This window comes from Microbacterium sp. ZW T6_19, from assembly GCF_044987465.1.
Taxonomy (GTDB): Bacteria; Actinomycetota; Actinomycetes; order Actinomycetales; family Microbacteriaceae; genus Microbacterium; species Microbacterium natoriense_A.
The window spans coordinates 87,523-110,562 of sequence record NZ_JBJDRH010000008.1 but is presented as its reverse complement, the minus strand read 5'-3'; the positions used below and the strand labels follow the sequence as shown (position 1 = coordinate 110,562).

Sequence of the window (23,040 nt, the reverse complement as noted above, 5' to 3'; positions counted from 1 at the left end):
GGTCAATAGACTCGGGGTGGGGGGAAACATGGATTCCGGTCTGCTGTACATCATCGGCCTGTTCGTCGTCGGCATGGGCTTCTCGCTCTGGGCGCTGCTGCGCCCGGATTCGTGGATGCGCGTCGATCGCGTCACGTGGGGGTGGATGCTCAAGGGCGGACGTGACGCAGAGCTGAGCGACGGCGGGCGCACGTGGATCCGCATCCGCGGCGTGATCGGCATCCTCGTCACGGTGATCGCCTGCGGCGTCCTGCTGTCGCTGCGCGCCGACGCGATCGGCCGCGCCGATGCCTCGGACCAGCAGAGGACGAGGGAAGAACAGCGGCAGCAAGTGGCCGAGGCGTGGGGAGCCGCCGGAGACGGCATCCGCGTGCTCGTTCCGACCGGTGGCGCGGCCTCCGATTCGATCGCCCCCGAAGAGGTGGCTTCGACCATCACAGGCTTCCAGGTGGTGCAGGACGACGGTGCGAGTCCCGAGTATCTGCGCGAGCTCCCCGTGTTCCGCAACGGCGACGAGCTCGTGATGCGCAAAGACGAGCTGGCGACGGTCTTCGCAGGCGTCGACCTGCTCATCGGCACCACTTCGGTATGCGACGTGAGCGAGGTGATCGTCACGTCCGAACCGGACCGCGTGGTGCTCGACGTCGTCTACGCGACGACCGCGTCGTATGGCGGCTCGTTCACCTGCACGCAGAAGTCCATCGGAAACGTCGGTCTGACCCCCGTGGACCTGCCGGAGCCGCTGGGCGACAGAACCGTCGCGCTGGCTGACGGCACCACCCTCACGGAGATCGGTTCGCGCTGACCTCCTGCGCTCCGCCGACTGCGCTCCGCCGACTGCGCTCCGCGCGAAAAGTCGGAGTCCCCTGGAGACGCGCCGCCCGGAGCACCCCGGGCACCGTGTGTCGCGACGAGACTCCGACTTTTCGAGCGCGGCGCTGCGCGTTCTCAGCGCACGATGCGGACGGTCCGCACCTCGAAAGGACGCAGCGACAGCGCGGCGCCGAGCCGCGGAGCGTCGAGTTCGTCTTCGATCAGCGTGACTTCGCGCACCTCGCGATGCTCGAAAGCGACCGCGAGTTCGCCTGACACCCGGCGCCCGAGCGACTCGTAGAGCCGCACGATCACATCACCCGAGCCGTCGGCCGCGAGCTTGACGCCCGACACGACGATGCCGTCGCCGGACACGGAGACGAGGGGCTTCACCTCGCGCTCACCATGCACCGTCGTCGACGGGGAATTGAGCGCGATGCCCTCGGCGGTCGCGATGGCGGCGTCCGCTCCGATCACGAAGCCGACCTGGATCTCGTGGCGACCGTGGTCGGTGTCGGGATCAGGGAACCGCGGTGCGCGCAGCATCGAGAGCCGCAAGGTCGTGGTCACGTCGTCGTCGGACACCTCGCGCGAGGTGTCGTAGCCGTAGATCGAGTCGTTCACGAGGGCCACGCCGAAGTCCTGCTCGCGCACCAGCACGAAGCGGTGCATCGAGGTCTCGAACTTCGCCGCCTCCCAGCTCGTGTTCGTGTGCGTCACGCGCGCCTGGTATCCGAACTGCGTCTCGGCCTCGGTGTGCGCAGCCTGCACATCGAGCGGGAACGCGAGCTTCAGCAGCTTCTCGGTCTCGTGCCAGTCGATGTCGTTGCGCAACGCGACGGTACGAGAATCCGGTCGCAGGGAGATGGTCTGCTCGATCGACGACTCGGAGAACCGGCGGGTCACCGTCACGACGGCGGCGCGATCGACGAGGGATGCCGTGATCGACGACACCTCGGTGAGATCGACGACACTGTTGCGGTAGTAGCGGTCGATGTCCCACGCGTCCCACATGTTGGGGAAGTCCTGGTGCACCTGGAACAGGTTCGCGGCGCGCCCCGGCGCCACCGCCTCACGGCCCGTGGACTTGTCGACGGCAGAGGCGATCAGGCCGTCGCCGGAGACGAGCACCGAGACGAGGTCGTTCTCCAGTCGCCAGCCTCCGTCCTCTTCAGTCAGGGAGGTGGGGCGTTTCGTCTCGCTCCGCTCGCTCAACGACCGAGTATCGAGGGCAGCGCCGGTCGTCGGGTCGAACCGCAGTTCGCGCTCGCCTTCGCCCGCGAGCGAACGGCGAGCGGCATCCGAGAGCTTCCGCGCCTGCTCGAGCACCTCGGTGAGCACCTCGACGGCCTCGCGATGCACCCAGGCGATCGAGGTGCCGGGAAGGATGTCGTGGAACTCGTGCAGCAGCACGGTCTGCCACAGGCGATCGAGCTCGTCCTGCGGATACGCGGCCCCCGTGCGCACAGCATCCGTCGCCGCCCACAGCTCAGCCTCGACCAGGGCGTGCTCCGCCCAACGGTGCAGCGCCTTCGTGGCGTGCTGGCTGGTCAGGGTCCCCCGGTGGAGCTCGAGGTACAGCTCTCCGACCCAGATCGCCGGATGCTGCAGCTCGGCGCGCGCGGCGTCGAAGAAGACGTCGGGATGCTCCCAGACCACCTGCGCGCTGCCCTCGAGGTCGGCCAGTCGGGACGCCTTTCCGGTCATCTCGCGCGTGGTGCCTCCGCCGCCGTCGCCCCAGCCCACCGGTGCGATCGAGCGGGAGGAGACGCGGTTCTCCTTGAACTGGCGCGAGGCCTTGGCGACCTCCATCCCGCTCAGCTGCGAGTTGTAGGTGTCCATCGAAGGAAAGTGCGTGAACATCTGCGAACCGTCGATGCCCTCCCACAGGAACGTGTGGTGCGGGAAGACGTTCTGCTGATTCCACGAGATCTTCTGCGTGAAGAACCACTCGAACCCGGCACGGCGCATGAGCTGGGGCAGCGCCGGCGAGTAGCCGAAGCTGTCGGGCAACCACACGCCCTTCGAGCGGATGCCGAACTCGCTCTCGAAGAACCGCTGGCCGTATTGGAACTGGCGCACGAGCGACTCGCCAGATGGCATGACCGTGTCGGACTCGACCCACATGCCGCCCAGCGGCAGGAATCGTCCTTCCGCCACCGCTGCCTTGACGCGGGTGTAGACCTCGGGGCGATGCTCCTTGAGCCAGGCGTACTGCTGCGCGCTGGACATGCCGTACTGGAACCCGGGCTGCTCCTCGAGCAGCGTGGTCATCGACGACGTCGTGCGGGCCACCTTGCGGATCGTCTCGCGCACGGGCCACAGCCAGGCCGAGTCGATGTGGGCGTGGCCGACGGCGGAGATGCGGTGCGCGCTCGCCTCTGCGGGAGCGGCGAGCACGTCAGCGAGCTTCGCCCGAGCGTCGGATGCCGTCTCGGCGATGCGCTGCAGGTCGAGCACATCGAGGGCGTCGTCCATCGCCTGCAGGATGCGCATGCGGCGCGGCGAGGTCGCAGGAAGCTCCGCCTGCAGCTCGAACAGCACCTCGAGGTCGAGGGACAGCTCGAAGATCTCCTGCTCGAACACCGCGAGGTCGATGCGTCGGGTGCGGTACAGCGGCTCGGGAGAGGACGTGCGGATGTCGCCCTCCTGCGTCGGAAGGAAGGGGTGGTAGTCCAGCAGCACGGGGTTCGCGGCCGCCTCGAGGTAGAGCTCGACCGGCTCGTCGCCGTGCGCCGACTCGGCGACGGGCACCCACTGGTTGCGCGGATTGATGCTCTTCACCGGAGTGCCGTCTGGGCGGTACGCGAGCGCCTCGCACTGGAAACCCGGCATGTTGATGTCGAAGCCGAGGTCGATCACAGCCTCGACGCGACGGCCCGCCCACTCCGCGGGAACGCGGCCCGAGAGCTTGAACCACGTGGTCGACCAGGCGGGTCCCCACGCGCTCGGCACGGCGACCGGCGCGAAGTCGAGGGCCAGCCCGTCTGCCGGCGCGATCGGCTCACCCGGCAGCTCGTGAGCCTCGACGGTCAGGGGCACGGATGCCGAGTGGATGGCGGGGCGGATGCGCTCATCGAGCACCCGCTTGACGCGGCCGAGGGTGAGAGTGGTGTCGTCATGCATGAAGGAGCGTCTCCGGTCGACGGTCGAGGTTTACTCAGGTTACTTTACTAAAGCGATATAGCCCACGGGTCGATCCGGTGTCCGACGCTACGGCGCGAGCGGGGTGCTCGGAGCGGGGACGCCGATGCGCTCATCGACCTCGCGGAACTCGGCGAGTGCCAGCTGCGATCCCCCGTTCCAGGCCCGCTCGGCCATGGCGCGAAGCGGCGAGCGGATGCCGGCGAGCACCTGCTCAGCACTCTGCGCGTCCGCGTCGTCCGACCACACCGAGAACGCTGAACCGCGCAGGGAGGACGGGTAGGGCTGGGCGATCTCCTGGCGCGTTCCGTCGGTCAGCGCAGGGAACAGCCCCGGGTGCCAGTCGGCCTCCCATATCCTCGCGCTCGTGGGGTAGACGTACCCCGCCTTCTCGCCCAGCACATAGTAGAACAGCGTGTCGTGGAAGTTCACGAGCTCATGTCCAGCGGTCAGCGCGGCCGACAGCGGGCTCATCCCGGCATGCCAGTTCGTCCACCAGGCCAGCGCCACCTGCGGGTCGAGCGCCACGACCTGCCCTCGCAGCATCCCGTCGTTCCAGACGCGGGCGGCGAGACCGCGCTCACGCAGGTGGACCGCAGTCCGGTTCACGAAGTCGGTGAGCAGATCGAATCCCGTGGCCTGCTCGCCGAAGCGCTCACGTGCCGCCTGCTGAAGCACGGGATAGTCGTCGATGCGGGCGAAGTCGACGAACTCGTCACCGCCGAGGTTCCAGCGCGTGCTGTGAGGGAACAGCCGGGCGACGTCGTCGATCAGCATGTGCGCGAAAGCCACAGCGTCGTCGCGGGTGATGTCGAGAGCGTGGTCGATCGGACGCCCGTCGGATGCGGCGAGCCGCAGCTCAGGACGTGAGGCGAGGACGTGCCCCAAGTGCCCCGGCATGTCGAGCGAAGGGACCAGATCGATGTGCAGGTCGGCTGCAGCATCGGCGATCTTCCGCGCCTCCGCACGTGAGACGTGCAGCGGCGAGACGACCTCGGCGAAAGAGTCGGACCCGATCCGGAACCCCTCGTTCTCCGACAGGTGCCACTGGAACGAGTTGATGCCGACATCGGCGAGAACGGGGAGCAGCTCGAGGATCCACGCCGCAGCGAAGTGCTTGCGCGCCGCGTCCAGATGAAAGCCGCGCTCCGGCACCGCGGGCGCGGACCGCACGCGACCGCGAGGCACCGCGCCCTGAGCTCGCAGGTTGTGCAGCACCTGCCTGGTCGCGCGGAAGGCGCCTTCGGGGGTCGATGCGCGCACCTCGATGTCGTCGTCGACGTCGATCGAGAACGCCTCCGCGACGTCGCCCTCGGCCTCAGTCTCGGCCGGGCGTCGCAGGCGCACGATCTGCCGATCGCCGCCGGGAATGCCCCGCTCTGCGAGCTCGCGCTCGAGACGCAACGCCTCGGCGCTCAGCGACGGCTCGTCGGTGACGACCCGCACGGCGTTCGGCCGCCAGAATCCGCCCGTCAGTGCGGCGAGCTGCGGCTGCGGGATCGCAAGCCACCTCGGCGAGATCTCGGCATCCGCTGTCATCCCTTGACGCTGCCCTCTTCGACGCCCTTGAAGAACTGCCGCTGCAGCGCGGCAAAGAGCAGGATGATCGGCACGAGCGCGATCATCGTGCCGGCGGCGATCACGCGCGGATTCGCCGCGAAGTTGGAGCTCAGGTACTGCATGCCGACCGTGAGCGTGTAGTTCGCTGGATCCGAGAGCACGACGAGCGGCCACAGGAAGTCGTCCCACGCCCCGATGAACGCGAACAGCGCGACCACCGAGACCATGCCGCGTACGTTCGGCCACACGATGTGACGCAGCCGCTGCATGGTGTTCGCACCGTCGATCGTGGCCGCGTCCAGCGTGTCGGGCGGGATCATGCGGCACGCCGCCATCATCAGCAACACGTTGATCGCGGCGATCGCGCCCGGCAGGAAGACGCCCCAGAGCGTGTTCGCGAGACCGAGAGACTTCACCGTGAGGTACTGGCTCGTCAGCGTGACCTCTCCGGGGAGGAGCAGCGTGGAGAAGATGACCGCCAGCACGATCCACTTGCCGCGGAACTTCATGGTTCCCAGCGCGTAGCCGCCGATCGTGGCGAACACGACGTTGGTGACCACGGTGCCCACGCCGACGAGCAGGGAGTGCCAGGCGTAGTCGAGCACCGGGATCGTGCGGAACACCTCGGCGTAGTTGTCGAGCGTCGGCGCCGAGGGGATCAGAGATGGAGGGAAGTCGTAGATGTTCTCGGTCGCACCCTTGAAAGACGTCGACATCTGCCAGAGGAAGGGGAACACCATGATCGCGAGCACGATCAGCAGCAGGGCGTACTTTCCGATCAGGCCGCCGAGCGACGGCTTCATGATGTCGGCCGAGCCCTTGGTGCGGTACGCGCGCTCGCGTCGCAGCTCCTGGTTCACGCTCATCGGGTGACCCCCTGCGCGCTGCGCGCGATCTTGGCGGCCTTCGCGGTGCGCCTCGTGGCGAGCGCCTCCTTGATCGTGTCGCTGTTGTTGATCACGCCGACGACCGCGAGCGGCACGAGTGTCAGGAGGAACAGCACGAGCGAGATCGCCGACGCATACCCCACCTGACCGTTCAGGCCCTTGCCCATCGACTGGATCAGCATGACCATGCTCATCGCCCGACCGCCTGGTCCGCCCGATCCGTTGGAGAGCACGTAGAGCTCGGTGAAGACGCGCATCGCGCCGACGCAGACCAACACCGAGACGAGCATCATCGGCCCGCGCACGCCCGGGACGGTCACGGACCAGAACCGGCGCCAACGGCCGGCGCCGTCCATAGCGGCCGCCTCATGCAGCTCACGGCCGACGTTGCCGAGCGCTGCGAGGTACACGACCATGTAGTAGCCGAGACCCTTCCACACGGTGAGGCCGATCGCGCAGCCGATGAGCAGCCAGCGATCCGAGAGGAACTCGATGGGCCGATCGGCGAGGCCGAAGAACTTCAGCGCGGAGTTCACTGTGCCGCTACCAGAGAACAGGAACTCCCAGACGATCGCCACGACCACGGCCGAGGCGATCACCGGGAAGTAGAAGGTGGTGCGGAAGAACCCGATTCCCGGGATCTTGCTGTGCACGAGCATCGCGAGCAGCAGGGGCAGGAATGTCAGCAGCGGCACGCAGACCACGACGTAGACGAGCGAGGTCGACAGGGCGTACCCGAACCTCTCGTCTTCGAACAGCTTCGCGAAGTTCGCGAGGCCGACGAACTCCGCGGGGCGGAGGGGACGAGCATCCGTGAACGCCAGCATCACGGTGTTCAGGAACGGCCACAGCGCGAACACGAACACCCAGATCACCGCCGGCAGCACCAGCAGATACGGCGTGAACCATCTCTGTCTCTTCACGGTCTCGTCCTCTCCGCCGCGGCGCTCAGTCGACGACGTTCTGCTGGGCGTACTCCACGGCCTTGTCCAGTGCCTCCTGGCCGGAGATCTCGCCGGTGATCGCGAGCGCGATCTGCTGCTTCGCGTAGGTCTCCATGGCCTCGGTGTACTGCGGGGCGCCGGTCTGCTTCGCATCGGCCATCTGCTCGGCGGCGAGGGAGGTCGCGGTGCCCTGCAGCTCGTTCACGGGGGCTTCGGCGAAGACCGACGGGTCGGAGTTGGCCTCGATCGTGCCGGGGAAGAACCCGGCTGCGAGCTTCACGAACTCGATCTGGTTCGCCGTGTTCGTCACGAACTCCGCGAAGGCGAGCGCGGTGGCGGAGTTGTCCGAGTTCTTCGAGACGCTGATGCCCTGCACGAACAGCGGCGGATTGCCGAAGCCGTTCGTCACGTCGACGTCCGGAAGGAGGTTCGGCGCGTTCACCGCGACGTCCTTGTCGATGTAGTTCGGGCCCGCCGTCGTCCAGGCGACCCCGCCGGTGTTGAAGATGTTGATGTTCGAGTTCGCCGTGCCCGCGCCCTGAAGCGCCTCGGCCGTGATCGCCCCGGCCTTGTAGAGCTCGGCGTAGCGGTCGATGATCTTCGCGGCTTCGGGGGTGTTGAAGACGAACTCCCCGTCCTTGTAGATGTCGGGAGCGGCGCCGACGATCTGCAGCGTCTTCGGGCTCGGCACCGAGGAGAACATCGGCACGCCCGCTGCGGCGAGCTTCTCGGCGGCATCCAGGGTCTCGTCGAAGGTCGCGGGGGCCTGCGTCACACCGCCCTTCGCGAGCAGCGCCTTGTTCCAGTAGTTGAGTTCGGTGCCGAGATACCACGGGAATGCGAAGGAGCCCTCGACGCCGTCGTACTGATAGGCGGCGACGCCGCCGGCGACGTAGTCGTCGATCGCCTTCGACGCGCTGCCGAGGTCGAGCAGCTGATCGGCGGAGGCGAGGGAGTACGCGTACTCGGGCGGCAGGTTGATCACGTCGGGCAGCTCACCCGACTCGGCCTGCTGCAGGATCTTGTCCTCGTAGCCGTCGCCGGGCTGGTCGATCCATGTGACCTTCGTGCCGGGGTGCTCCTTCTCGAACGAAGCGACGACGTCTTCGAAGTAGGGCGTGAACTTGTCGTTCTTGAGCGACCAGGTCTGGAAGGTGATCTCGCCGGTGATCTCTCCGTCGCCTCCTCCGCCTGGGGCGGGAGAGCCGCCGCCGGTGCAGCCGGCGAGGATGAGGGATGCCGCGACCGCGAGGCCCGCGACTGCTGTGGAACGGTGCTTCATGGACTTCTCCTTCGAAGTGGCCGGGGCTGGGGCGCCTGCGGGAGGCGCTGTGACAACCCTCACTAAAACGGTATAGTGACCATAGCATGCCACATGTCGCTCGACAGGTCGACCCCGGGATGCGCGCCGTTTCAGCGTCGATACTCGAAAGGACAGCGATGCCCAGCTCCCTCGCTCCGCTGCGCTTCGGCGCCAACTACACACCCCGGTCGCAGTGGATGCACTCGTGGATGTCTCTCGACCTCGACGAGGTGAAGCGCGACTTCGAGGCCCTCGCGGAGCTCGGGCTCGACCACGTGCGCATCTTCCCGCTCTGGACGATCCTGCAGCCGAACCGCACCCTGATCAGAGACCGAGCCGTCGCCGATGTGCGCGCCGTGGTCGAGCTGGCCGGAGACTTCGGCCTCGATGCGAGCGTGGACGTCATCCAGGGGCATCTGTCGAGCTTCGACTTCATCCCGTCGTGGCTGTCCACCTGGCATGACAAGAACATGTTCACGCACCCCGACGCTCTGAGCGGGCAGGTCGAGCTCGTGACCCGGTTGGGTCAGGCCCTGGGATCAGAACCGAATTTCCTCGGCTTCACGCTGGGCAACGAGACGAACCAGTTCTCCGCCGCGACCCATCCCTCCCCCTGGCCGGTGAGCGAGTCCGAGGCCGCGAACTGGATCACGACGTTGCTGGATGCCGCCGCGGCCGCCGCGCCCGCACAGCAGCATGTGCACAGCGAGTACGACGCCGCCTGGTACATGGACGGCCACGGCTTCACCCCCAAGCTGGCGTCCCGCCTCGGCGCCCTCACCACCGTGCACTCGTGGATCTTCAACGGCACCGCCCAGCGGTACGGCGGCAGATCGGCGGCATCCGATCGCCACGCCGAGTACATGATCGAACTCGCGCGCGGCTTCGCGACCGATGCCGATCGCCCGATCTGGCTGCAGGAGGTGGGCGCACCCTCGAACTGCCTCAGCCCTGAGGAGACCCCCGGCTTCCTCGAGGCGACGCTGCGCTCGGTCGCGCGCACGGAGAACCTCTGGGGTGTGACCTGGTGGTGCTCGCACGACGTGAGCCGCAGCCTCGCCGACTTCCCGGAACTGGAGTACACGCTCGGCCTGATCGACGAAGAGGGCGAGGCCAAGCCGATCGGGCGGCGGTTCGCCGAGCTCATCCCCGAGCTGCGCGAACGCCGCACCGCTCCCGCCCGCGCGCTCGGCATCGTGATCGACGTCGACGAGGCGGAGACGCCGCTGAACCGCGGCGCGATGAGCCCCGGCGGATCCGTCTTCCAGGCCTGGGTCGACGCGTGCGAGGCGGGTGTCGACGCCGCGTTCGTCACCTCGATCGATGCCGACAGCCCCCAGGCGCTCTCCGCTCGCGGCATCACAGAACTCGTGCATCCGGCTCCCGACGGCGTGGCGTACGACTCGCACAACACCGTGGTGTGAGTCGCGACTAGCGCGGGGCGCCGGTGCTCTCGCGCACCGTGAGCTGCGGCAGTGCGCCGACCCGATCGTCGAGCAGCTCGGCCACCTCGATCTGCTCGAGGAGGAACGCCGCGGCATCGGCTCCGAGCCCGAACGTGTCGCGCGTGATGCTGGTGATCGACGGATGCACGAGTCCCGCGACCACGGAGTCATCGAAGGACGCGATCGACAGGTCGCCCGGCACCGCCAGCCCCATCTCCTGGGCGATGCGCAGGCCGGCGATCGCCATCACGTCGTTGTCGAACACGACGGCGGTGGGCCGATCGGCCCGGCTGAGGATCCGTCGCATGGTGGCGGATGCGGCGACAGGCGAGAAGTCGGTGGCGATCACCTCTCCGGTCACGCTTCGGGCTGTGAGACCCCGCAGCACATCGGTGCGCAATCGCGTGTGCTGGAACTCTGCGGGGCCGGCGACGTAGACGATCGACCGGTGGCCGAGAGCCGAGAGGTAGTCGAAGAGCGAGTGCGCGACCTGGCTGTCGTCCAGCCACAGCGCCGCCGGGTCTCCATCAGCCGAGGGATGGCTGCCGATCACGACGGCGGGCAGCGCGAGCTCGGTGAGCGCGGCGAGACGCGGATCGTCGTCCCGGGGATCGATCACGATCACTCCGTCGACCTGATTGGCGCTGCGCCAGCGCCGGTATGTCGCCACCTCGTCGTCGATCGACGAGACGAGCACCATCTGCATCGCGATGTGCCGCTCTGCGAGAGCCGACTGCACGCCGGCGATGAGATCCGTGAAGAACGCCTCGGTGCCCAGGGTTCCCGCCGGCCGGTTGACGGCGAAGCCGATGACGCCCGCACGGGCGCCGACGAGCGCACGGGCGGCTGAACTCGGCTGCCATTGATGCTCTGCCGCGATGTCGAGGATGCGCTGCCGAGTCTGCTCGCTGACTCCGGGGCGTCCGTTCAGCGCGAAGGACACCGCCCCCTGAGAGACGCCGGCCAGTCGGGCGATGTCCGTGATCGTCACGCGCTTCGGTTTGGACATTCCCCAACTGTAGCGATCGAGTTCGTTCGCGCTTCTTGGACTGTGCACAGAAGCGGTGCTCTGCTAGTGTCTCGCTAAAGCGCTTAAGTAGTCGCAGTGCTGCGACGCGACTTGAGCATCCCCTCGAAGGAGAGAGCAATGAAGCGAACCACCGCGCTCGGATTGGGCGCACTTCTCACAGGACTCGCGGCGTTCACCGCACAGCCGGCGACGGCCGACGCCGCGTCTCCGGCCGGCGCCGGCGATCCGCTCAGCACGACGCAGTGCGAAGCGGCACCGCAGACCATGGCGTACTACCGAACATGGCGGGACGTCACTGTCCCGCAGAACGCGAATTCGAACCTGCCCGACCCGAACGTGACGCGGATGACCGATCTGCCCGCGGAGATCGACGTCGCGATGGTGTTCGATGCCGGAGCGACAGCCGGCACGGACTACTGGCCGACGCTGCGCGACACCTACGTCCCCGCCCTGCATGCCAGGGGAACCAAGGTCGTCTACACGCTCTGGATCGACAAGCTCGCGAAGGCCGACATCCCGCTCGACGACGCCTCGTACCGCGCCTACGCTCAACAGCTCGTCGACACCTACGTGACCCCGTACGGACTGGACGGCATCGACGTCGACGTCGAGTCCTACCCGCAGGGCGACGACCTCACCCGCGCGATCGGCGTGTTCGACGCCCTCGGCGAGCTCATCGGCCCGAAGTCGGGCAGCGATCGCATCTTCATCTACGACACCAACCAGACCGGCGACACGCCGCTGTTCGAAGCCGTCTCGGGCAACATCTCCTACGTGCTGCTGCAGGCCTACGGTCGTGGGGTCTCGGGCATGCAGGCGACGTGGGAGACCTTCGCCGACGACGTGGCGCCGTGCCGGTTCCTCCCCGGCTTCTCGTTCTACGAGGAGCAGGACCGCACGCACTGGGGCGACGCCGAGGGCATCTACGACTCGACGACCGCTCCCTCCTCGACCGCGTACCAGTACGCCATCTGGCAACCGGAGGAAGGCGCGAAGGGCGGCTTCTTCGCCTACGCCGTCGACCGCGACGGCAAGGTCTACGGCGACGACACCATCACGAAGACCGATTTCACGTGGATGCGCAACCTCTCCCGCGTGCAGGACGACGCGGCAGGCGTCGAGCCTGCACCCCCGGCGGCGCCGACCGCCGCTGTCGACGCCGATCGGGTGACGCTGCGCGGCACCGGCGTCGCCGGCGCCGAGATCTCGGCGACCACGAGCGGCCCTGGGCGCACGGCGACCGCCGCGACTGCGGCTGTCGCCGCCGACGGCACCTGGACGATCGTCCTCGATCGCAAGCTGACTCCTCCGCAGTCTGTCGCCGTGTCGCAGAGCGTGGACGGCTCGGCATCCGAGGCCGTCGAGGTGCGCTTCCGCCCCGGAGCGCACTGACCAGGCGCCTCACTGGCATGCCGCAGAACGCGAACCGCCCTTCCCCGATCAGGGAAGGGCGGTTCGCGCGTGGGCGTGGTCGTGGTCGTGGGCGTGGTCGTGGTCGGGGTCGTGGTCGTCAGAGGCTCACATCTCCGACGAGGTTGACCGCGATCCCCATGCCCGCGAACATCGCCGCCTTGGCGATCAGAGCACGATCGGCGGTCTCGGCATCCGGCGCGTAGACGAGCTGCGCGTGGTTGGCCTTGTGCCGCGCCATGAACTGGTCGCGCGTCTGGCCGCGCAGCACGACATGGGCGATCGGCCACTCGGGGTTCGTGGCCTCCTTGCGGCGTCGGGTCTCCTCCTCCGGCAGCTCTACGACCGAGGCCCGGAAGACATCGGCCTGCAGGATGCCGTCGGCGATGAACACGCGCGACAAGACGATCTCGCCCGGCTTCGAGACGCCGTTGATCGTGGCGCCGCCCGCGGGGAAGAACACGTGACCCTGCCGCCACCCCTCGGCCTGGTCCCAGCCGCCGAGATGCGATGCGGGGACGGAGCCGGAGATCTCGTACACCCAGACGAACTCGCCGTCGTACTCCTCTCCCCACCGGACGTCGTGCAGCGTGTTGTCGGGCACGAGTCCCATCGCGCGCCAGACGCGGTCGGTGACGAGCGCGTCGACCGCGACCCCCTCGTCCGCTTCGTTGAAGTGCGGGAAGGCCCGGCCCTCGTGCAGCACGCGCGAGCCGTCGCGCGAGGTCACGGGAGGGCGCTCGGTGGAGTTCAGGATGCCTTCGGCGAGGTCGGATGCCGGCACGAGGTCCTTGAGCCCCTGCTGATACTGGATGCCGACCGCGTCGAGACCGAAGTCGTCCGCGATGCGGAGAGCGGCGATGTACATCTTCAGCTGCCACTGCACCTGCTCGCGGGTGAGTTCGGTGACGGCATCCTCGCCGTATCGGAAGGTCATTCCGTGGTCGATCAGCCAGTCGTAGGCGGCATCCGCCTCGTCCTCGCCGACCTCGAGCATCTCGGCGTACAGCGCCGACTGGGAGAGCCGCTCCTTGTAAATGCCCGTCTTGTTGAGCAGCTCGTCGTCGAAGATCGCGTTGTACATGCCCATGCACCCCTCGTCGAAGACGCCGATGATCGCCTTCTCCGCGTGGAGCTGGGCGGCGAGCGCCTCACCGAGACGCTTCTCCGGGCTGTCGGGCAACTCGGGCAGCGGACGCACGTGCGAGTCGTCGTGGGTGATGGCGCCGGTCTCGGTCCACTCCCTGATGGCGTCGGTGAACCAGTCGTCGGTGTAATCGACCGACCAGGTCGTCGCGTAGGGCTTGCCCATCTTGGTCAGGCCCGCGTTCAAGCCGAGCAGGCCGACGAGGCCCGGCCAGTCCCCCGCGAAGTTCGCCACGGTGAGGATCGGCCCCTCGTGAGTGCGCAGGCCCGCGAGAACGTGGTGCGAGTACTGCCAGTTTGCGATGGCCACGACGAGGGGGGCGTCGACAGGGATGTCTCGGAACACCTCCAATCCCATCCGCTGGCTGGAGATGAAGCCATGTCCGGTCGCCGGGTCGACGCCGAACGGGCGGACGACCGTCCATCCGAGGCCGTCGAGCACGCCGGTCACGCCCTCCTCGAGTTCGACCTGGGTGGGCCAGCCCGCGACGTTCGCCGACTCCCGGAGATCTCCGGAGGTGATGAGATAGGCGGTCTTCGGGGCGGATGCCGGCCGGACGACGGGTGCGGGCAGGGTGTAGGTGGTCATGATGCCTCCGGTGTCAGGGTGTGGATGGTGTGCGACTCCCCGTCTCGGAGTCGGATGCCGCGTCCGACGCTGCGACCGTGCAGCCGCAGATCGCCGATGTCGAGGGTTCCGCCGTCGAGACGGAGCGTGAGCGCATCGCGGTCGATCTCGACCCGGCCCCAGCCGGAGCCGGTCGTGAACAGGCTGCGGAAGGGCCCGTCAGTCGCCGGAGCGAAAGAGAGAACGCGGTCAGGCGCGTCCCATTGCGCCCCGCTCACGCCGAGCAGCAGCGCCCAGGACGCGAGGGAGCGGGCGTAGTGGTTGCCGCACTCGATCTCGTTCCAGGGGCTGCGGTGGGTGCCGTCGTAGCGAGCGCGGAGCGCCCGTTCGATGCGGAGGGCTTCTTCATAGCGGCCCGCGAAGAGGAGGGAGGCCGCGACCTGGTGCTCCACGCCCGTCCACACCTCGTCCGAATAGACGAAGGGAATCGCCGGACGCCCGCCCCGGGGCCAGGACGCGAGCAGCAGTCCGCCCTCGTCGTTCAGCGCGTACACGCGTTGCGTGCTCTCGTGGGCGGAGAGATCGTCGCGCAGGTTGTAGCTGGCGATAGCGCCGAGCGCCGAGTCGACCCGATCCTCGGGCAGCAGATGACCGAGTCCGTTCACGAAGGCGTGGAACTGTCCGAGCAGCTGGTCGGACAGCACGCCGTCGCCGTACTGGTAGCGATGAGCATCGGCATCGTCGATGACCTGCCGGTAGTACTCGCCGTTCCACAGCGTCGCGTCCATGGCGGCGGCGACGTGCTCGGCGCGCGCGGTCCAGCCGCGGGCGCGCTCGACCTCGCCGAGGTGGGCGGCCATCCGCGCCCCCGCCCGCAGCGCGGCGAGGTACACGCCGTTCGCGAGCGGCTCCGCCCCGTGGAACTCGATGTCGTAGGTGTTGTGCATCTCGCCGTCGAGCAGGCCGTCGCCGTCTCTGTCCCACTCGCGGATCGCGTAGTCGAGGGTGCGGGATGCCGCGGGCCACAGCTCGCGGAGGAACTCCTCGTCGCCGCTGAACCGCCACTCCCGGTGCAGGCGGAGCAGGGTGCCGAGCTGCCCGTCGACGGCAGGACCCATGAACCAGGAGGGGCCGCCGAAGATGCGGTTGCCGCGGAACTTCTGCGCACCGGCGTCGTCGGTCTCGAGCAGGTACTCGACCCGGCGAGCGCTGCGTTCGAGCGAGGGGAACAGCCAGGCGAGCGTCTGCGCGTACGACCACACGTGCGTGCAGGTGCCTTCGCAGGAGCCGCCGTGATCGAACGAGCCCTCCCATGCCGCGAACACCGGCCCCTCCCCCAGCTCCGCGTTCGGGGACTCGACGACGAAACCGGTCGTCGAGCGTGCCGCGGCGACGTTCGCGCCGATCGCATCGACCAGGACCGCGTCGAGGCTGCCGCCGTAGAGGGCGTCGACGAAGGCGTCGGTGGCCCGCTCCAGCGCCGGGAGCTCGTCGTGGAGATGCCGCGCGGCCGTCCATGCGTCCGGCCACAGCGTCGCGTAGTGGTTGCGCACGACGCCGTCGTCCGGGTCGTCGAGGACGATGTGCCCGTGCCACCCCCGACGCCGGTTCGGGAAACTCCACGACAGCACGAACTCGAAGTCGCGGCTCTCCCCGGGCGCGAGCGTGTGAACGATCCCCAAGGAGCCGGTGCGGATCCGCGGCAGCTTCGCGAGCATCTCCTGCTCGGTCAGCGGCGCCGCGTCAGGGTCCGCATCGAGCTCGGCGAACAGCCCGCGAGGGCGATCCTCCAAGGTCAGTCGCGGTTCGGCGGCGAGCAGCCCGTCATCGGTGAGGTCGTTCCAGAACAGCCGCGCGCCGTCTGGCCAGTAGCTGGTCACCCATTGCGGCTTGACGGTGGTCGCGGCATCCGTCGTCGTCAGGCTCAGCGTGCCGTAACCGGGGTCGTCCGGAGGAAGGTCGATGCCGAAGTCGAGTCCGCGCACGACGCCGTCGTCTCGCCAGCGCACGGTCTGCGTGGCGCGCATCCCCCAGGGCGCGTCGGGCCCTGGAGCGGCGCGTCCGGCGGTGTGCGAGACGCTGCCGACCACGGTCACCGCCACCGCACACGCACCGGGATTGGTGACCCGGTAGCGGAGGACCGCGGCGGGGATGCCGGAGGCGTCGGCGTCGAGCGGCACGAGCGGCGTGAACGCGTGCAGCGAGACGTCGACCGGAAGGACGCCGTCGGTGAAGTCGATGTCGACGACCGGATACTCGCCGTGCAGCATCGCAGCATCCAGCCGGGGAAGCCCCGCGAGCTGGTCGAAGGAGTAGCCGGCATCCGCGTCGTGCCGCCCGGTCAGTCGCGCCTCCAGTACCCGCGTCACCGCGGGCCCCGTCTCGGGCGCTGCGTGGATCGCGAAGAAGGAGTACGGGTTCCGGCGACCCTTGTCGGGGAGGTTCTCGAACTCCCAGTCGCGCAGCTCGCCGCGTGCTCCGATCGACACGTTGCCGGTGCCGATGCCACCCAGAGGGAATGCGGTCGCCTGCGAGGTGTGCGGGATTCCGCGGGATCGACGGATCATGCCGCCTCCTTCTTCTGCTCGGCGGCGAGCTCGTGCACGACATCCTTCGATCCTTCGTACAGCCGCAGGTATCGATCGAAGAGCGCGTCGTAGCGAGCGCGCAGCGTCTCATCGGGGTGGATCTTCTCGGCGACCGGGTTCCAGTCGGTGATCACGGGAACGCCGGTCGCCGCGGTGGCGGTCGCGGTCGCCGCGAGGAACGCAGCGCCGTAGCTCGCGCCGATCGTCGTCTCGGGAACGTCCTGCACGAGTCCGGTCGCATCAGACACGATCTGCATCCAGAGCCTCCCCTGCGTGCCGCCGCCGACGGCGACGACGCGACCGATGTCGGCGCCCGCCGCCCGCATCGTCTCGACGTTGTGGCGCACGCCGAGCGCCGTGGCTTCGAGCGCCGCCCGGTACAGATCGCCGCGGGTGTGGCCGAGCGTGAGACCGGCGACGACGCCGCGCGCGTCCGCGTCTTGGATCGGTGTACGTTCGCCGGCGAAGTACGGCAGCATCAGCAGTCCGCGCGCTCCCGGGCCGGACTCCTCGGCCTCGGCGAGGAGCTGCGGATAGTCGGCTCCCGTCAGATCCTTCAGCCACGAAGTCAGCGCCCCTGAGGTGGAGAGACCGCCGGCGAGGTTGCGGGTGCCGGCGAACGCCCCCGCCGTCGTCCACATCGACGGTGTGCGCAGCGTCTCCTCGCCGGTGGCGACGAGGAACATCGTGGTCCCGTACATGAGCATGAGATCGCCGACCTCGTGCGCGCCGACGCTCACGGCCTCGGTCCAGGCGTCGATCGTGCCGGTGATGACGGGCGTGCCCTCCGGGATTCCCGTGGCGGATGCCGCTTCGGGGGTGACCGTGCCGGCCACGTCGCCAGCCCATCGCAGAGGAGGCTGCTCGATCGAACCCGCGTAGCGCGCCCACCAGGGTTCATGCCACCGCTCGCCCTCGATGTCGTAGAGGGGAGAGACCTGACTCGCCGACTGGTGATCGAGCAGGTAGGCGCCGGTCAGTCTGCGGGCGAGCCACGAGGCGGGCATGAACAGCCGCCGCGCTCGAGCCCAGGCCTCCGGCTCCTCCTCCGCGACCCAGACCAGCTTCGGCCCGCCGGCCTGCGAGCTGAGCAGCGAACCACCCACGCGGGCGATCTCTTCGGCGCCGATCTGGGCGGTCATCTGCTCGATCTGCACATGTGCGCGCGTATCCACGCCGTAGAGGATGGCCGGGCGGACCGGCACATCGTCGTCATCGACCAGCAGGATGCACGGCCCCATGCCGCTGACGCCCACTCCGCCGATCTCGGCCTCGGGCACCGCGGCGATCAGCTCTCGCGCGATCGCGACGAACTCGTCCCACCAGACCAGACCATCCATCTCGACCCAGCCGGTGTGCGGACGGCTGACCTCGTGCGCCCTGGTCGCGGTCGCCAGGATCTCGCCGTCGACGTCCACCAGCACGCCCTTGCTGCTGGCTGTGCCGATGTCCACCCCGAGGGTGCAGCGCATGGTGTCCTCCTTGAAACCCGGGCCGTCGATGCGAACCTGTCGCCACTGTACGCGAAATCGATTTCATGACGCAAGACGCTGTGCGTCCGGGCCTTCGGAGTGACGGGATCCGTCAGCCGCGGATGACGGAGGCCGACTGGATCTCGTTGCGCAGCACGACCGTGCGCGCAGGCTGGGCGTCGCCGCCGATGCGCTCCAGAAGCATGCGCGCAGCCGTGACGCCCATGTGCCGCGCTGGCAGCCGGACGACCGTCACGGCGGTCGGCGAGAGCGTGGTGAAGGGCAGCGAGCCGATCACCGCGACGCCCACCTGCGGTGGCGTGAGGCCGTGCTCGGTGAGCACCTGGATAGCGCCGACCCCGATGAGGTTGTTGCCCGCGACGACGGCGTCGGGAGGGTCGGGGAGGGCCAGCAGCTCTTCCATCGCCGCTCTCCCGCCGTCGACCCTGAACGTCGCGAACCGTGCGAGTTCGTCGAGGTCGAGCTCGGGTCGCGACGCTCCCAGCACCGCCCGCCAGCCGGCGGCGCGCTCTGCGGCCGTATCGATGTGCTCAGGACCGCCGATGTAGGCGATTCTGCGATACCCTGCGTCGATCAGGTCTTTCGTGGCCGACGTGCCGGCGGCACGGTTGGCCATCACGACCTCGTCGATGTCGTAGTCGGTGCCGCGGTCGACAGCCACGACCGGCCGCCCCGTGGCGAGGACGCTGTCGAGATCGGTGTGCTCGTCGGCGGTCGCGATGATGATCCCCGACATGTGCTCGGCGATCGCGATCCGGAGATAGGTCGCCTCCTTCTCCACCTGCGCGTCGGAGTTGCAGAGCACGACCGAATATCCGGCTTCGGAGGCCACGTCCTCGACGCCCCTCGCCATCTCGGTGAAGTACGGATTCTCGATATCGGGGATGACGAGGGCGATGACCTCGGAGCTCTGCCGACGCAGCGTCCTCGCGGTGCGATTCGGCGTGAAGTTCAGACGGGCGGCGGCGTCGCGGACAGCGGCCACCTTCTCCTCCGACACGCTCGTGCCGTTGAAGACGCGCGAGACCGTCGCCGGAGAGACTCCGGCGAGCTCTGCGACGTCGTAGATCGTGGACATGCGAACCTCACTGCGTTGTCCGGATGTGCCGGATGTGAAGCAACAGTATCGCGCACGCATCCGTTCTCTGGCGTTCTGAGGTGAAATCGATTACATTGGCGCCCATGACTTTCGCACCCTCTGACCTGGCGACCCTCGCGACGCTGCGCCCCGTGCAGACGCGTTCGATCTCGCCGGAGAACTTCGATGGATCCGCTGGGGGCGGTGGCCGGGCGACCGAGGGCACGGGCGCATCTTGCGCGCGTGACCTCGGCCCCGGCTGGAAGATCTCGCCCAGCGTCGATGTGAAGGCGGGCGAGACGTTCGACCTCGCCCGCATCCAGGGTTCGGGCAAGATCACGCATATCTGGATCACCACGCACACCGACAACTGGCGCACCCTGCTGCTGCGCGCGTACTGGGACGGAGCCGAGGAGCCCGCCGTCGAGGTTCCGTACGGAGACTTCTTCTGCAACGGGTGGGGCGTTTTCGCCCAGGTCAACTCGCAGACGATCGCCGCCAACCCGCACGGCGGGTTCAACTCGTACTGGCCCATGCCGTTCCGCGACGGTGCGCGGCTCACGCTCGAGAACACATCGACCGTCGATGTGCGCATCTACTACCAGGTGACGTACGAGGTCGGCGGAGATCACTCCGGCGACGCCTACTTCCATGCGCAGTGGCGTCGCTCGAACCCTCTCGAGGACCTCACACCGCACGTGATCCTCGAGGGTATCGAAGGCCAGGGGCAGTACGTCGGCACCTACATCGCCTGGGGCGTGAACTCGAACGGCTGGTGGGGTGAGGGCGAGATCAAGTTCTACCTCGACGACGACACCGACTACCCCACGATCTGCGGGACCGGAACGGAGGACTACTTCGGCGGTGCATGGAACTTCGACATCCCCGGGCAGGGGTACACCGAGTTCTCCACCCCCTACCTCGGGATGCCGCAGGTGATCAGGCCCGATGGCCTCTACGTGAGTCAGCAGCGCTTCGGTATGTACCGGTGGCACCTGCTCGACCCGATCCACTTCGCCACCGGCATCCCGAAGGTCGACATCCAGGCTCTCGGCTGGCGCAGCGGATGGCGTTACCTGCCGCTGCGTGACGACATCGCGTCCACCGCGATGTTCTATCTCGATCGCCCGACCGCTCGGCGTCCGAAGACGCCGAGCGCGGACGATCTGGAGGTGCACCTAGGAACCGCTCCCGTGCCCGACATCGGCGCGACGCCTCCGCGCGATCCGCGGGCCTGACGGTGACCGGATGCTGTTCTCGCTGACCGGTGCGAGCGGTGCGGGCAAGTCGACCGTACTCTCGCTCCTCGAGACCGTGGACTGGGGAGCGCCGGTCCGCTGCGAGGAGTTCGACTCGATCGGGGTTCCCGATGGGGCGGACACCGCCTGGCGGCACGGCGCCGTCGAGCACTGGGTACAGCAGGCGCTGATCGCCCAGGCCGACGGCGCCCACGTGCTGCTGTGCGGCCAGGTGCCGATGGGCGAGCTCCTCGCCGCGCCCTCCGCCGATCAGCTCGATGGCATCCGCGTATGCCTGCTCGACTGCTCCCCCGACGTGCGCACGGAGCGGCTGGTGCAGCGCGGCGAGCACCTGGAGGTGATCGTGCACCACAACCGCTTCGGCGAGTGGTTCCTCGCGCACACCCTCGACCCCCGACATGCTCCAGAGGTGATCCGTGTCGCGAGCCCCCTGCCGATGCAGTGGTCGCGCTGGGCCGACCTGGAACCAGGAGACCCGCGGTGGCGGGCCGAGGTGATCGACACCGACGCGCTGACCCCACAGGAGGTCGCCGCATCCGTCGAGTCCTGGATGCGGCGCGAACTCGCGGCGCTCTGACGTTCTCCGCTCCCGTCGCGAAATCTCCGGGTATGGATGCCGATTTCCGGGATTTTCTGCGACGGGAGCGGCCACCGGACCGTCTCAGGACACTCGTCGTTCGTGTGGGGCGCGCCTGTTCAGACCAGCCAGGCGGGTGCGCGTCCTCGCAGGACGGCACCGTCTATCGAGAAGCGACCGGCGCCGGTGAAGGCGAGCGCGAGCGCCGCGACACCGAGCACGGCGACGAACTCGTAGCCGCCCTCGCCGACCCAGAGGCCCGCGGGCAGGTGCACGGCCACGATCGCGACGATCATGTCGATCGCCAGCAGGATGCCGACCGGGCGGGTGAAGAGCCCGAGCGCGAGCATGGCGCCGCCGATGAGCTCGACGAAAGCGACGAACGGCGCCGCGATCTCCGGCAGGGGGACGCCCATGTCGGCGAAGCTGCCGATGGTTCCCGGGAGGGTGTACTCGAAGATCTTCTGCGCACCGTGCGCCACGAAGATCAGGCCGACCACGACGCGCAGGACGAGGAGTCCCAGCGAGGCGGACGAGGAGGGGGCGGTGGTGTTCGTCATGAGGAGTTCTTCCTTCGTGGCAGGACACCCGCGCGCCAGGCGCGGAGCAGGGTCGTTCCCTGCCGACCACGCTAGGAAGGGGATCTATCGGTCTCCTGTGCGTGTGACGCCTCGTTACCGTCGCCTCAGACGAGTCCCTGCACCCGGAACTGCTCGGAGTGGTAGACGCTGTTGTTCCCGGTGTTCCATTGGCTCACGCTCAGATGCAGATCCGACAGCGTCGAACCGGGGATGATGTAGCCGCCGTACAGCTGCGCGACGTGCGAGGCGTCCTCGGTGTTCCACTCGGTGCCGTACAAGAGGGTGGTCTTGGCAGCCGTGTAGAGATTGTCTGTCGGGGTGTTCAGCACCATCGCGTCGATCCGGTACGCGCCGGAGTTGAACCACGTGAGGATCCACTTGCCGCCGAGAGGGCGGAGACACATCTCGCCGAACTGGCCGGAGAGGACCTCGGTGACCGGCTTGCCCCAGCCCCAGGAGCCGTTCGCATACCCCCAGGGCTGGTAGGCGGACAGCGTGGTCATGTTGTTCGACGGCACCCGATAGAGCACGATGCCCTTGTCGCGCTGGAAGCCGGTGCCGTAGATGTACACGTAGCCGTCGTTGCCCTCGCCCCACGTGATGCACTGGAACTTTCCTCCGGCCATGTCGGCGGGGAACTGCAGCCCGGTGTGCTGCCAGGTCGCGCCGTTGTCGTCGGACTTCCACAGCTCCGTCCAGCGCACGGTGCCGAACTGCGGGCCGTTGACGATCGCGTGCAGGTACATGCGCGTGCCGATCGTGATGACGTCTGACGGGATGACCGTCGTGAAGTAGTTGTCGTGCGGGTAGTACCAGAGCTGCGGGGCGGTGCCCTGCGTGTTCGCCCCCGCTCCCGCGGAGCCGTTGAACGTGACCCCGGAGACGAGGTTCGTCGTCGACGAGTACAGGGCGACGGGCGAGCGCCAGTTCGCCCCGCCGACGTGGTCGGCCCAGGTGTCGCCGAACATGAACAGCATCCGCCCGTCCGGAGTGCGCGCGGGGATGCCGAGATCCGTCGCCCCCACCCCGTACTGCACCGGTGCTTGGGTGCCGGCCAGCACCTTGACCCTCGTCACGGTGAGCCCCGCTGCGGATGCCGGTGGCGCCGGCGCCGTCGCGGCGATGAAGGCCGCGCCGAGCACCGCCGCGCCCTGGATGAGTCCTCGGCGGCTGACGCCGCGCTCGTTCGTGCTCTCGGTCTCCATCGACCGCTC

At 68.3% G+C, this 23,040-nt stretch carries 17 protein-coding genes; 5 read left to right on the top strand and 12 right to left on the bottom strand.

Annotation, left to right across the window (positions count from 1 at the left end; translation table 11 throughout):
• Positions 1 to 28 precede the first annotated feature (28 nt).
• The gene (locus ACI3KT_RS13530) at positions 29 to 805 is read left to right on the top strand and encodes a hypothetical protein (protein WP_404904796.1); all 777 of its coding nucleotides are present in this window, start codon (positions 29 to 31) and stop codon (positions 803 to 805) included.
• Positions 806 to 948: 143 nt separating this feature from the next.
• Here ACI3KT_RS13530 and ACI3KT_RS13525 read toward each other — a convergent pair whose 3' ends face one another.
• The 5 genes from ACI3KT_RS13525 to ACI3KT_RS13505 all read right to left on the bottom strand — a co-directional run bounded on the left by ACI3KT_RS13525 (position 949) and on the right by ACI3KT_RS13505 (position 8,630).
• A complete protein-coding gene (locus ACI3KT_RS13525) occupies positions 949 to 3,939 on the bottom strand; it encodes an alpha-mannosidase (RefSeq protein ID WP_404904794.1) in 2,991 nt (996 codons plus the stop codon).
• Positions 3,940 to 4,026: 87 nt separating this feature from the next.
• Entirely contained in the window at positions 4,027 to 5,496 is a 1,470-nt protein-coding gene (locus tag ACI3KT_RS13520) for a family 20 glycosylhydrolase (protein WP_404904792.1), read from the bottom strand.
• The gene (locus tag ACI3KT_RS13515; protein ID WP_292904859.1) at positions 5,493 to 6,383 is read right to left on the bottom strand and encodes a carbohydrate ABC transporter permease; all 891 of its coding nucleotides are present in this window, start codon (positions 6,381 to 6,383) and stop codon (positions 5,493 to 5,495) included. Before ACI3KT_RS13515 ends, ACI3KT_RS13520 begins: the two co-directional genes overlap by 4 nt.
• Positions 6,380 to 7,327, bottom strand: coding sequence for a carbohydrate ABC transporter permease (locus tag ACI3KT_RS13510; RefSeq protein WP_292904857.1), 948 nt, complete (start codon positions 7,325 to 7,327; stop codon positions 6,380 to 6,382). Before ACI3KT_RS13510 ends, ACI3KT_RS13515 begins: the two co-directional genes overlap by 4 nt.
• Before the next feature lie 25 nt (positions 7,328 to 7,352).
• On the bottom strand, positions 7,353 to 8,630 hold the full coding sequence (locus ACI3KT_RS13505) for an ABC transporter substrate-binding protein (protein WP_404904789.1): 1,278 nt from the start codon (positions 8,628 to 8,630) through the stop codon (positions 7,353 to 7,355).
• 158 nt (positions 8,631 to 8,788) lie between these two features.
• Here ACI3KT_RS13505 and ACI3KT_RS13500 point away from each other — a divergent pair, with 158 nt between their 5' ends.
• Positions 8,789 to 10,075: a glycosyl hydrolase gene (locus ACI3KT_RS13500; protein ID WP_404904787.1), complete on the top strand. Its 1,287-nt coding sequence runs from the start codon at positions 8,789 to 8,791 to the stop codon at positions 10,073 to 10,075.
• A gap of 7 nt (positions 10,076 to 10,082) precedes the next feature.
• On the opposite strand, the gene ACI3KT_RS13495 is transcribed toward ACI3KT_RS13500, so the two are convergent.
• Positions 10,083 to 11,105 carry a LacI family DNA-binding transcriptional regulator gene (locus tag ACI3KT_RS13495; RefSeq protein ID WP_404904786.1) on the bottom strand — a complete coding sequence of 341 codons (1,023 nt, stop codon included), beginning with the start codon at positions 11,103 to 11,105 and terminating at the stop codon, positions 10,083 to 10,085.
• 138 nt (positions 11,106 to 11,243) lie between these two features.
• On the opposite strand from ACI3KT_RS13495, the gene ACI3KT_RS13490 reads away from it, so the two are divergent.
• Positions 11,244 to 12,518, top strand: coding sequence for a hypothetical protein (locus ACI3KT_RS13490; RefSeq protein WP_404904784.1), 1,275 nt, complete (start codon positions 11,244 to 11,246; stop codon positions 12,516 to 12,518).
• A gap of 118 nt (positions 12,519 to 12,636) precedes the next feature.
• On the opposite strand, the gene ACI3KT_RS13485 is transcribed toward ACI3KT_RS13490, so the two are convergent.
• The 4 genes from ACI3KT_RS13485 to ACI3KT_RS13470 all read right to left on the bottom strand — a co-directional run bounded on the left by ACI3KT_RS13485 (position 12,637) and on the right by ACI3KT_RS13470 (position 19,409).
• Positions 12,637 to 14,271, bottom strand: coding sequence for a fucose isomerase (locus ACI3KT_RS13485; protein WP_404904781.1), 1,635 nt, complete (start codon positions 14,269 to 14,271; stop codon positions 12,637 to 12,639).
• Positions 14,268 to 16,817 carry a GH116 family glycosyl hydrolase gene (locus tag ACI3KT_RS13480; protein ID WP_404904780.1) on the bottom strand — a complete coding sequence of 850 codons (2,550 nt, stop codon included), beginning with the start codon at positions 16,815 to 16,817 and terminating at the stop codon, positions 14,268 to 14,270. Before ACI3KT_RS13480 ends, ACI3KT_RS13485 begins: the two co-directional genes overlap by 4 nt.
• Positions 16,814 to 18,310, bottom strand: coding sequence for an FGGY-family carbohydrate kinase (locus tag ACI3KT_RS13475; RefSeq protein WP_404904778.1), 1,497 nt, complete (start codon positions 18,308 to 18,310; stop codon positions 16,814 to 16,816). Before ACI3KT_RS13475 ends, ACI3KT_RS13480 begins: the two co-directional genes overlap by 4 nt.
• Positions 18,311 to 18,422: 112 nt before the next feature.
• Complete coding sequence (locus tag ACI3KT_RS13470) at positions 18,423 to 19,409, bottom strand: LacI family DNA-binding transcriptional regulator (protein WP_292904841.1); 987 nt, start codon at positions 19,407 to 19,409, stop codon at positions 18,423 to 18,425.
• A 104-nt stretch (positions 19,410 to 19,513) separates the two neighbouring features.
• Here ACI3KT_RS13470 and ACI3KT_RS13465 point away from each other — a divergent pair, with 104 nt between their 5' ends.
• Together ACI3KT_RS13465 and ACI3KT_RS13460 are read left to right on the top strand one after the other, a co-directional pair.
• Positions 19,514 to 20,647: a glycoside hydrolase family 172 protein gene (locus tag ACI3KT_RS13465; protein ID WP_307292546.1), complete on the top strand. Its 1,134-nt coding sequence runs from the start codon at positions 19,514 to 19,516 to the stop codon at positions 20,645 to 20,647.
• Positions 20,648 to 20,657: 10 nt separating this feature from the next.
• Complete coding sequence (locus ACI3KT_RS13460) at positions 20,658 to 21,245, top strand: hypothetical protein (RefSeq protein ID WP_404904776.1); 588 nt, start codon at positions 20,658 to 20,660, stop codon at positions 21,243 to 21,245.
• Positions 21,246 to 21,364: 119 nt separating this feature from the next.
• Here the strand turns inward: ACI3KT_RS13460 and ACI3KT_RS13455 are convergent, their stop codons facing one another.
• Positions 21,365 to 21,805 (bottom strand): DoxX family protein, encoded by a 441-nt coding sequence (locus ACI3KT_RS13455; protein WP_404904774.1) that lies wholly within the window; start codon positions 21,803 to 21,805, stop codon positions 21,365 to 21,367.
• Positions 21,806 to 21,930: 125 nt separating this feature from the next.
• Positions 21,931 to 23,031, bottom strand: a complete 1,101-nt coding sequence (locus ACI3KT_RS13450) for a DUF4185 domain-containing protein (RefSeq protein WP_404904773.1) — start codon at positions 23,029 to 23,031, stop codon at positions 21,931 to 21,933.
• Between the last annotated feature and the right edge of the window lie 9 nt (positions 23,032 to 23,040).

Excerpts from the sequence above, each read along its gene's own strand:
- ACI3KT_RS13450 (WP_404904773.1), bottom strand. The coding sequence starts at position 23,031 with ATGGAGACCGAGAGCACGAACGAGCGCGGCGTCAGCCGCCGAGGACTC.
- ACI3KT_RS13490 (WP_404904784.1), top strand. The coding sequence starts at position 11,244 with ATGAAGCGAACCACCGCGCTCGGATTGGGCGCACTTCTCACAGGACTC.
- ACI3KT_RS13495 (WP_404904786.1), bottom strand. The coding sequence starts at position 11,105 with ATGTCCAAACCGAAGCGCGTGACGATCACGGACATCGCCCGACTGGCC.
- ACI3KT_RS13465 (WP_307292546.1), top strand. The coding sequence starts at position 19,514 with ATGACTTTCGCACCCTCTGACCTGGCGACCCTCGCGACGCTGCGCCCC.
- ACI3KT_RS13525 (WP_404904794.1), bottom strand. The coding sequence starts at position 3,939 with ATGCATGACGACACCACTCTCACCCTCGGCCGCGTCAAGCGGGTGCTC.
- ACI3KT_RS13515 (WP_292904859.1), bottom strand. The coding sequence starts at position 6,383 with ATGAGCGTGAACCAGGAGCTGCGACGCGAGCGCGCGTACCGCACCAAG.
- ACI3KT_RS13485 (WP_404904781.1), bottom strand. The coding sequence starts at position 14,271 with ATGACCACCTACACCCTGCCCGCACCCGTCGTCCGGCCGGCATCCGCC.
- ACI3KT_RS13505 (WP_404904789.1), bottom strand. The coding sequence starts at position 8,630 with ATGAAGCACCGTTCCACAGCAGTCGCGGGCCTCGCGGTCGCGGCATCC.
- ACI3KT_RS13480 (WP_404904780.1), bottom strand. The coding sequence starts at position 16,817 with ATGATCCGTCGATCCCGCGGAATCCCGCACACCTCGCAGGCGACCGCA.
- ACI3KT_RS13455 (WP_404904774.1), bottom strand. The coding sequence starts at position 21,805 with ATGACGAACACCACCGCCCCCTCCTCGTCCGCCTCGCTGGGACTCCTC.
- ACI3KT_RS13520 (WP_404904792.1), bottom strand. The coding sequence starts at position 5,496 with ATGACAGCGGATGCCGAGATCTCGCCGAGGTGGCTTGCGATCCCGCAG.
- ACI3KT_RS13530 (WP_404904796.1), top strand. The coding sequence starts at position 29 with ATGGATTCCGGTCTGCTGTACATCATCGGCCTGTTCGTCGTCGGCATG.
- ACI3KT_RS13470 (WP_292904841.1), bottom strand. The coding sequence starts at position 19,409 with ATGTCCACGATCTACGACGTCGCAGAGCTCGCCGGAGTCTCTCCGGCG.
- ACI3KT_RS13500 (WP_404904787.1), top strand. The coding sequence starts at position 8,789 with ATGCCCAGCTCCCTCGCTCCGCTGCGCTTCGGCGCCAACTACACACCC.
- ACI3KT_RS13475 (WP_404904778.1), bottom strand. The coding sequence starts at position 18,310 with ATGCGCTGCACCCTCGGGGTGGACATCGGCACAGCCAGCAGCAAGGGC.
- ACI3KT_RS13460 (WP_404904776.1), top strand. The coding sequence starts at position 20,658 with ATGCTGTTCTCGCTGACCGGTGCGAGCGGTGCGGGCAAGTCGACCGTA.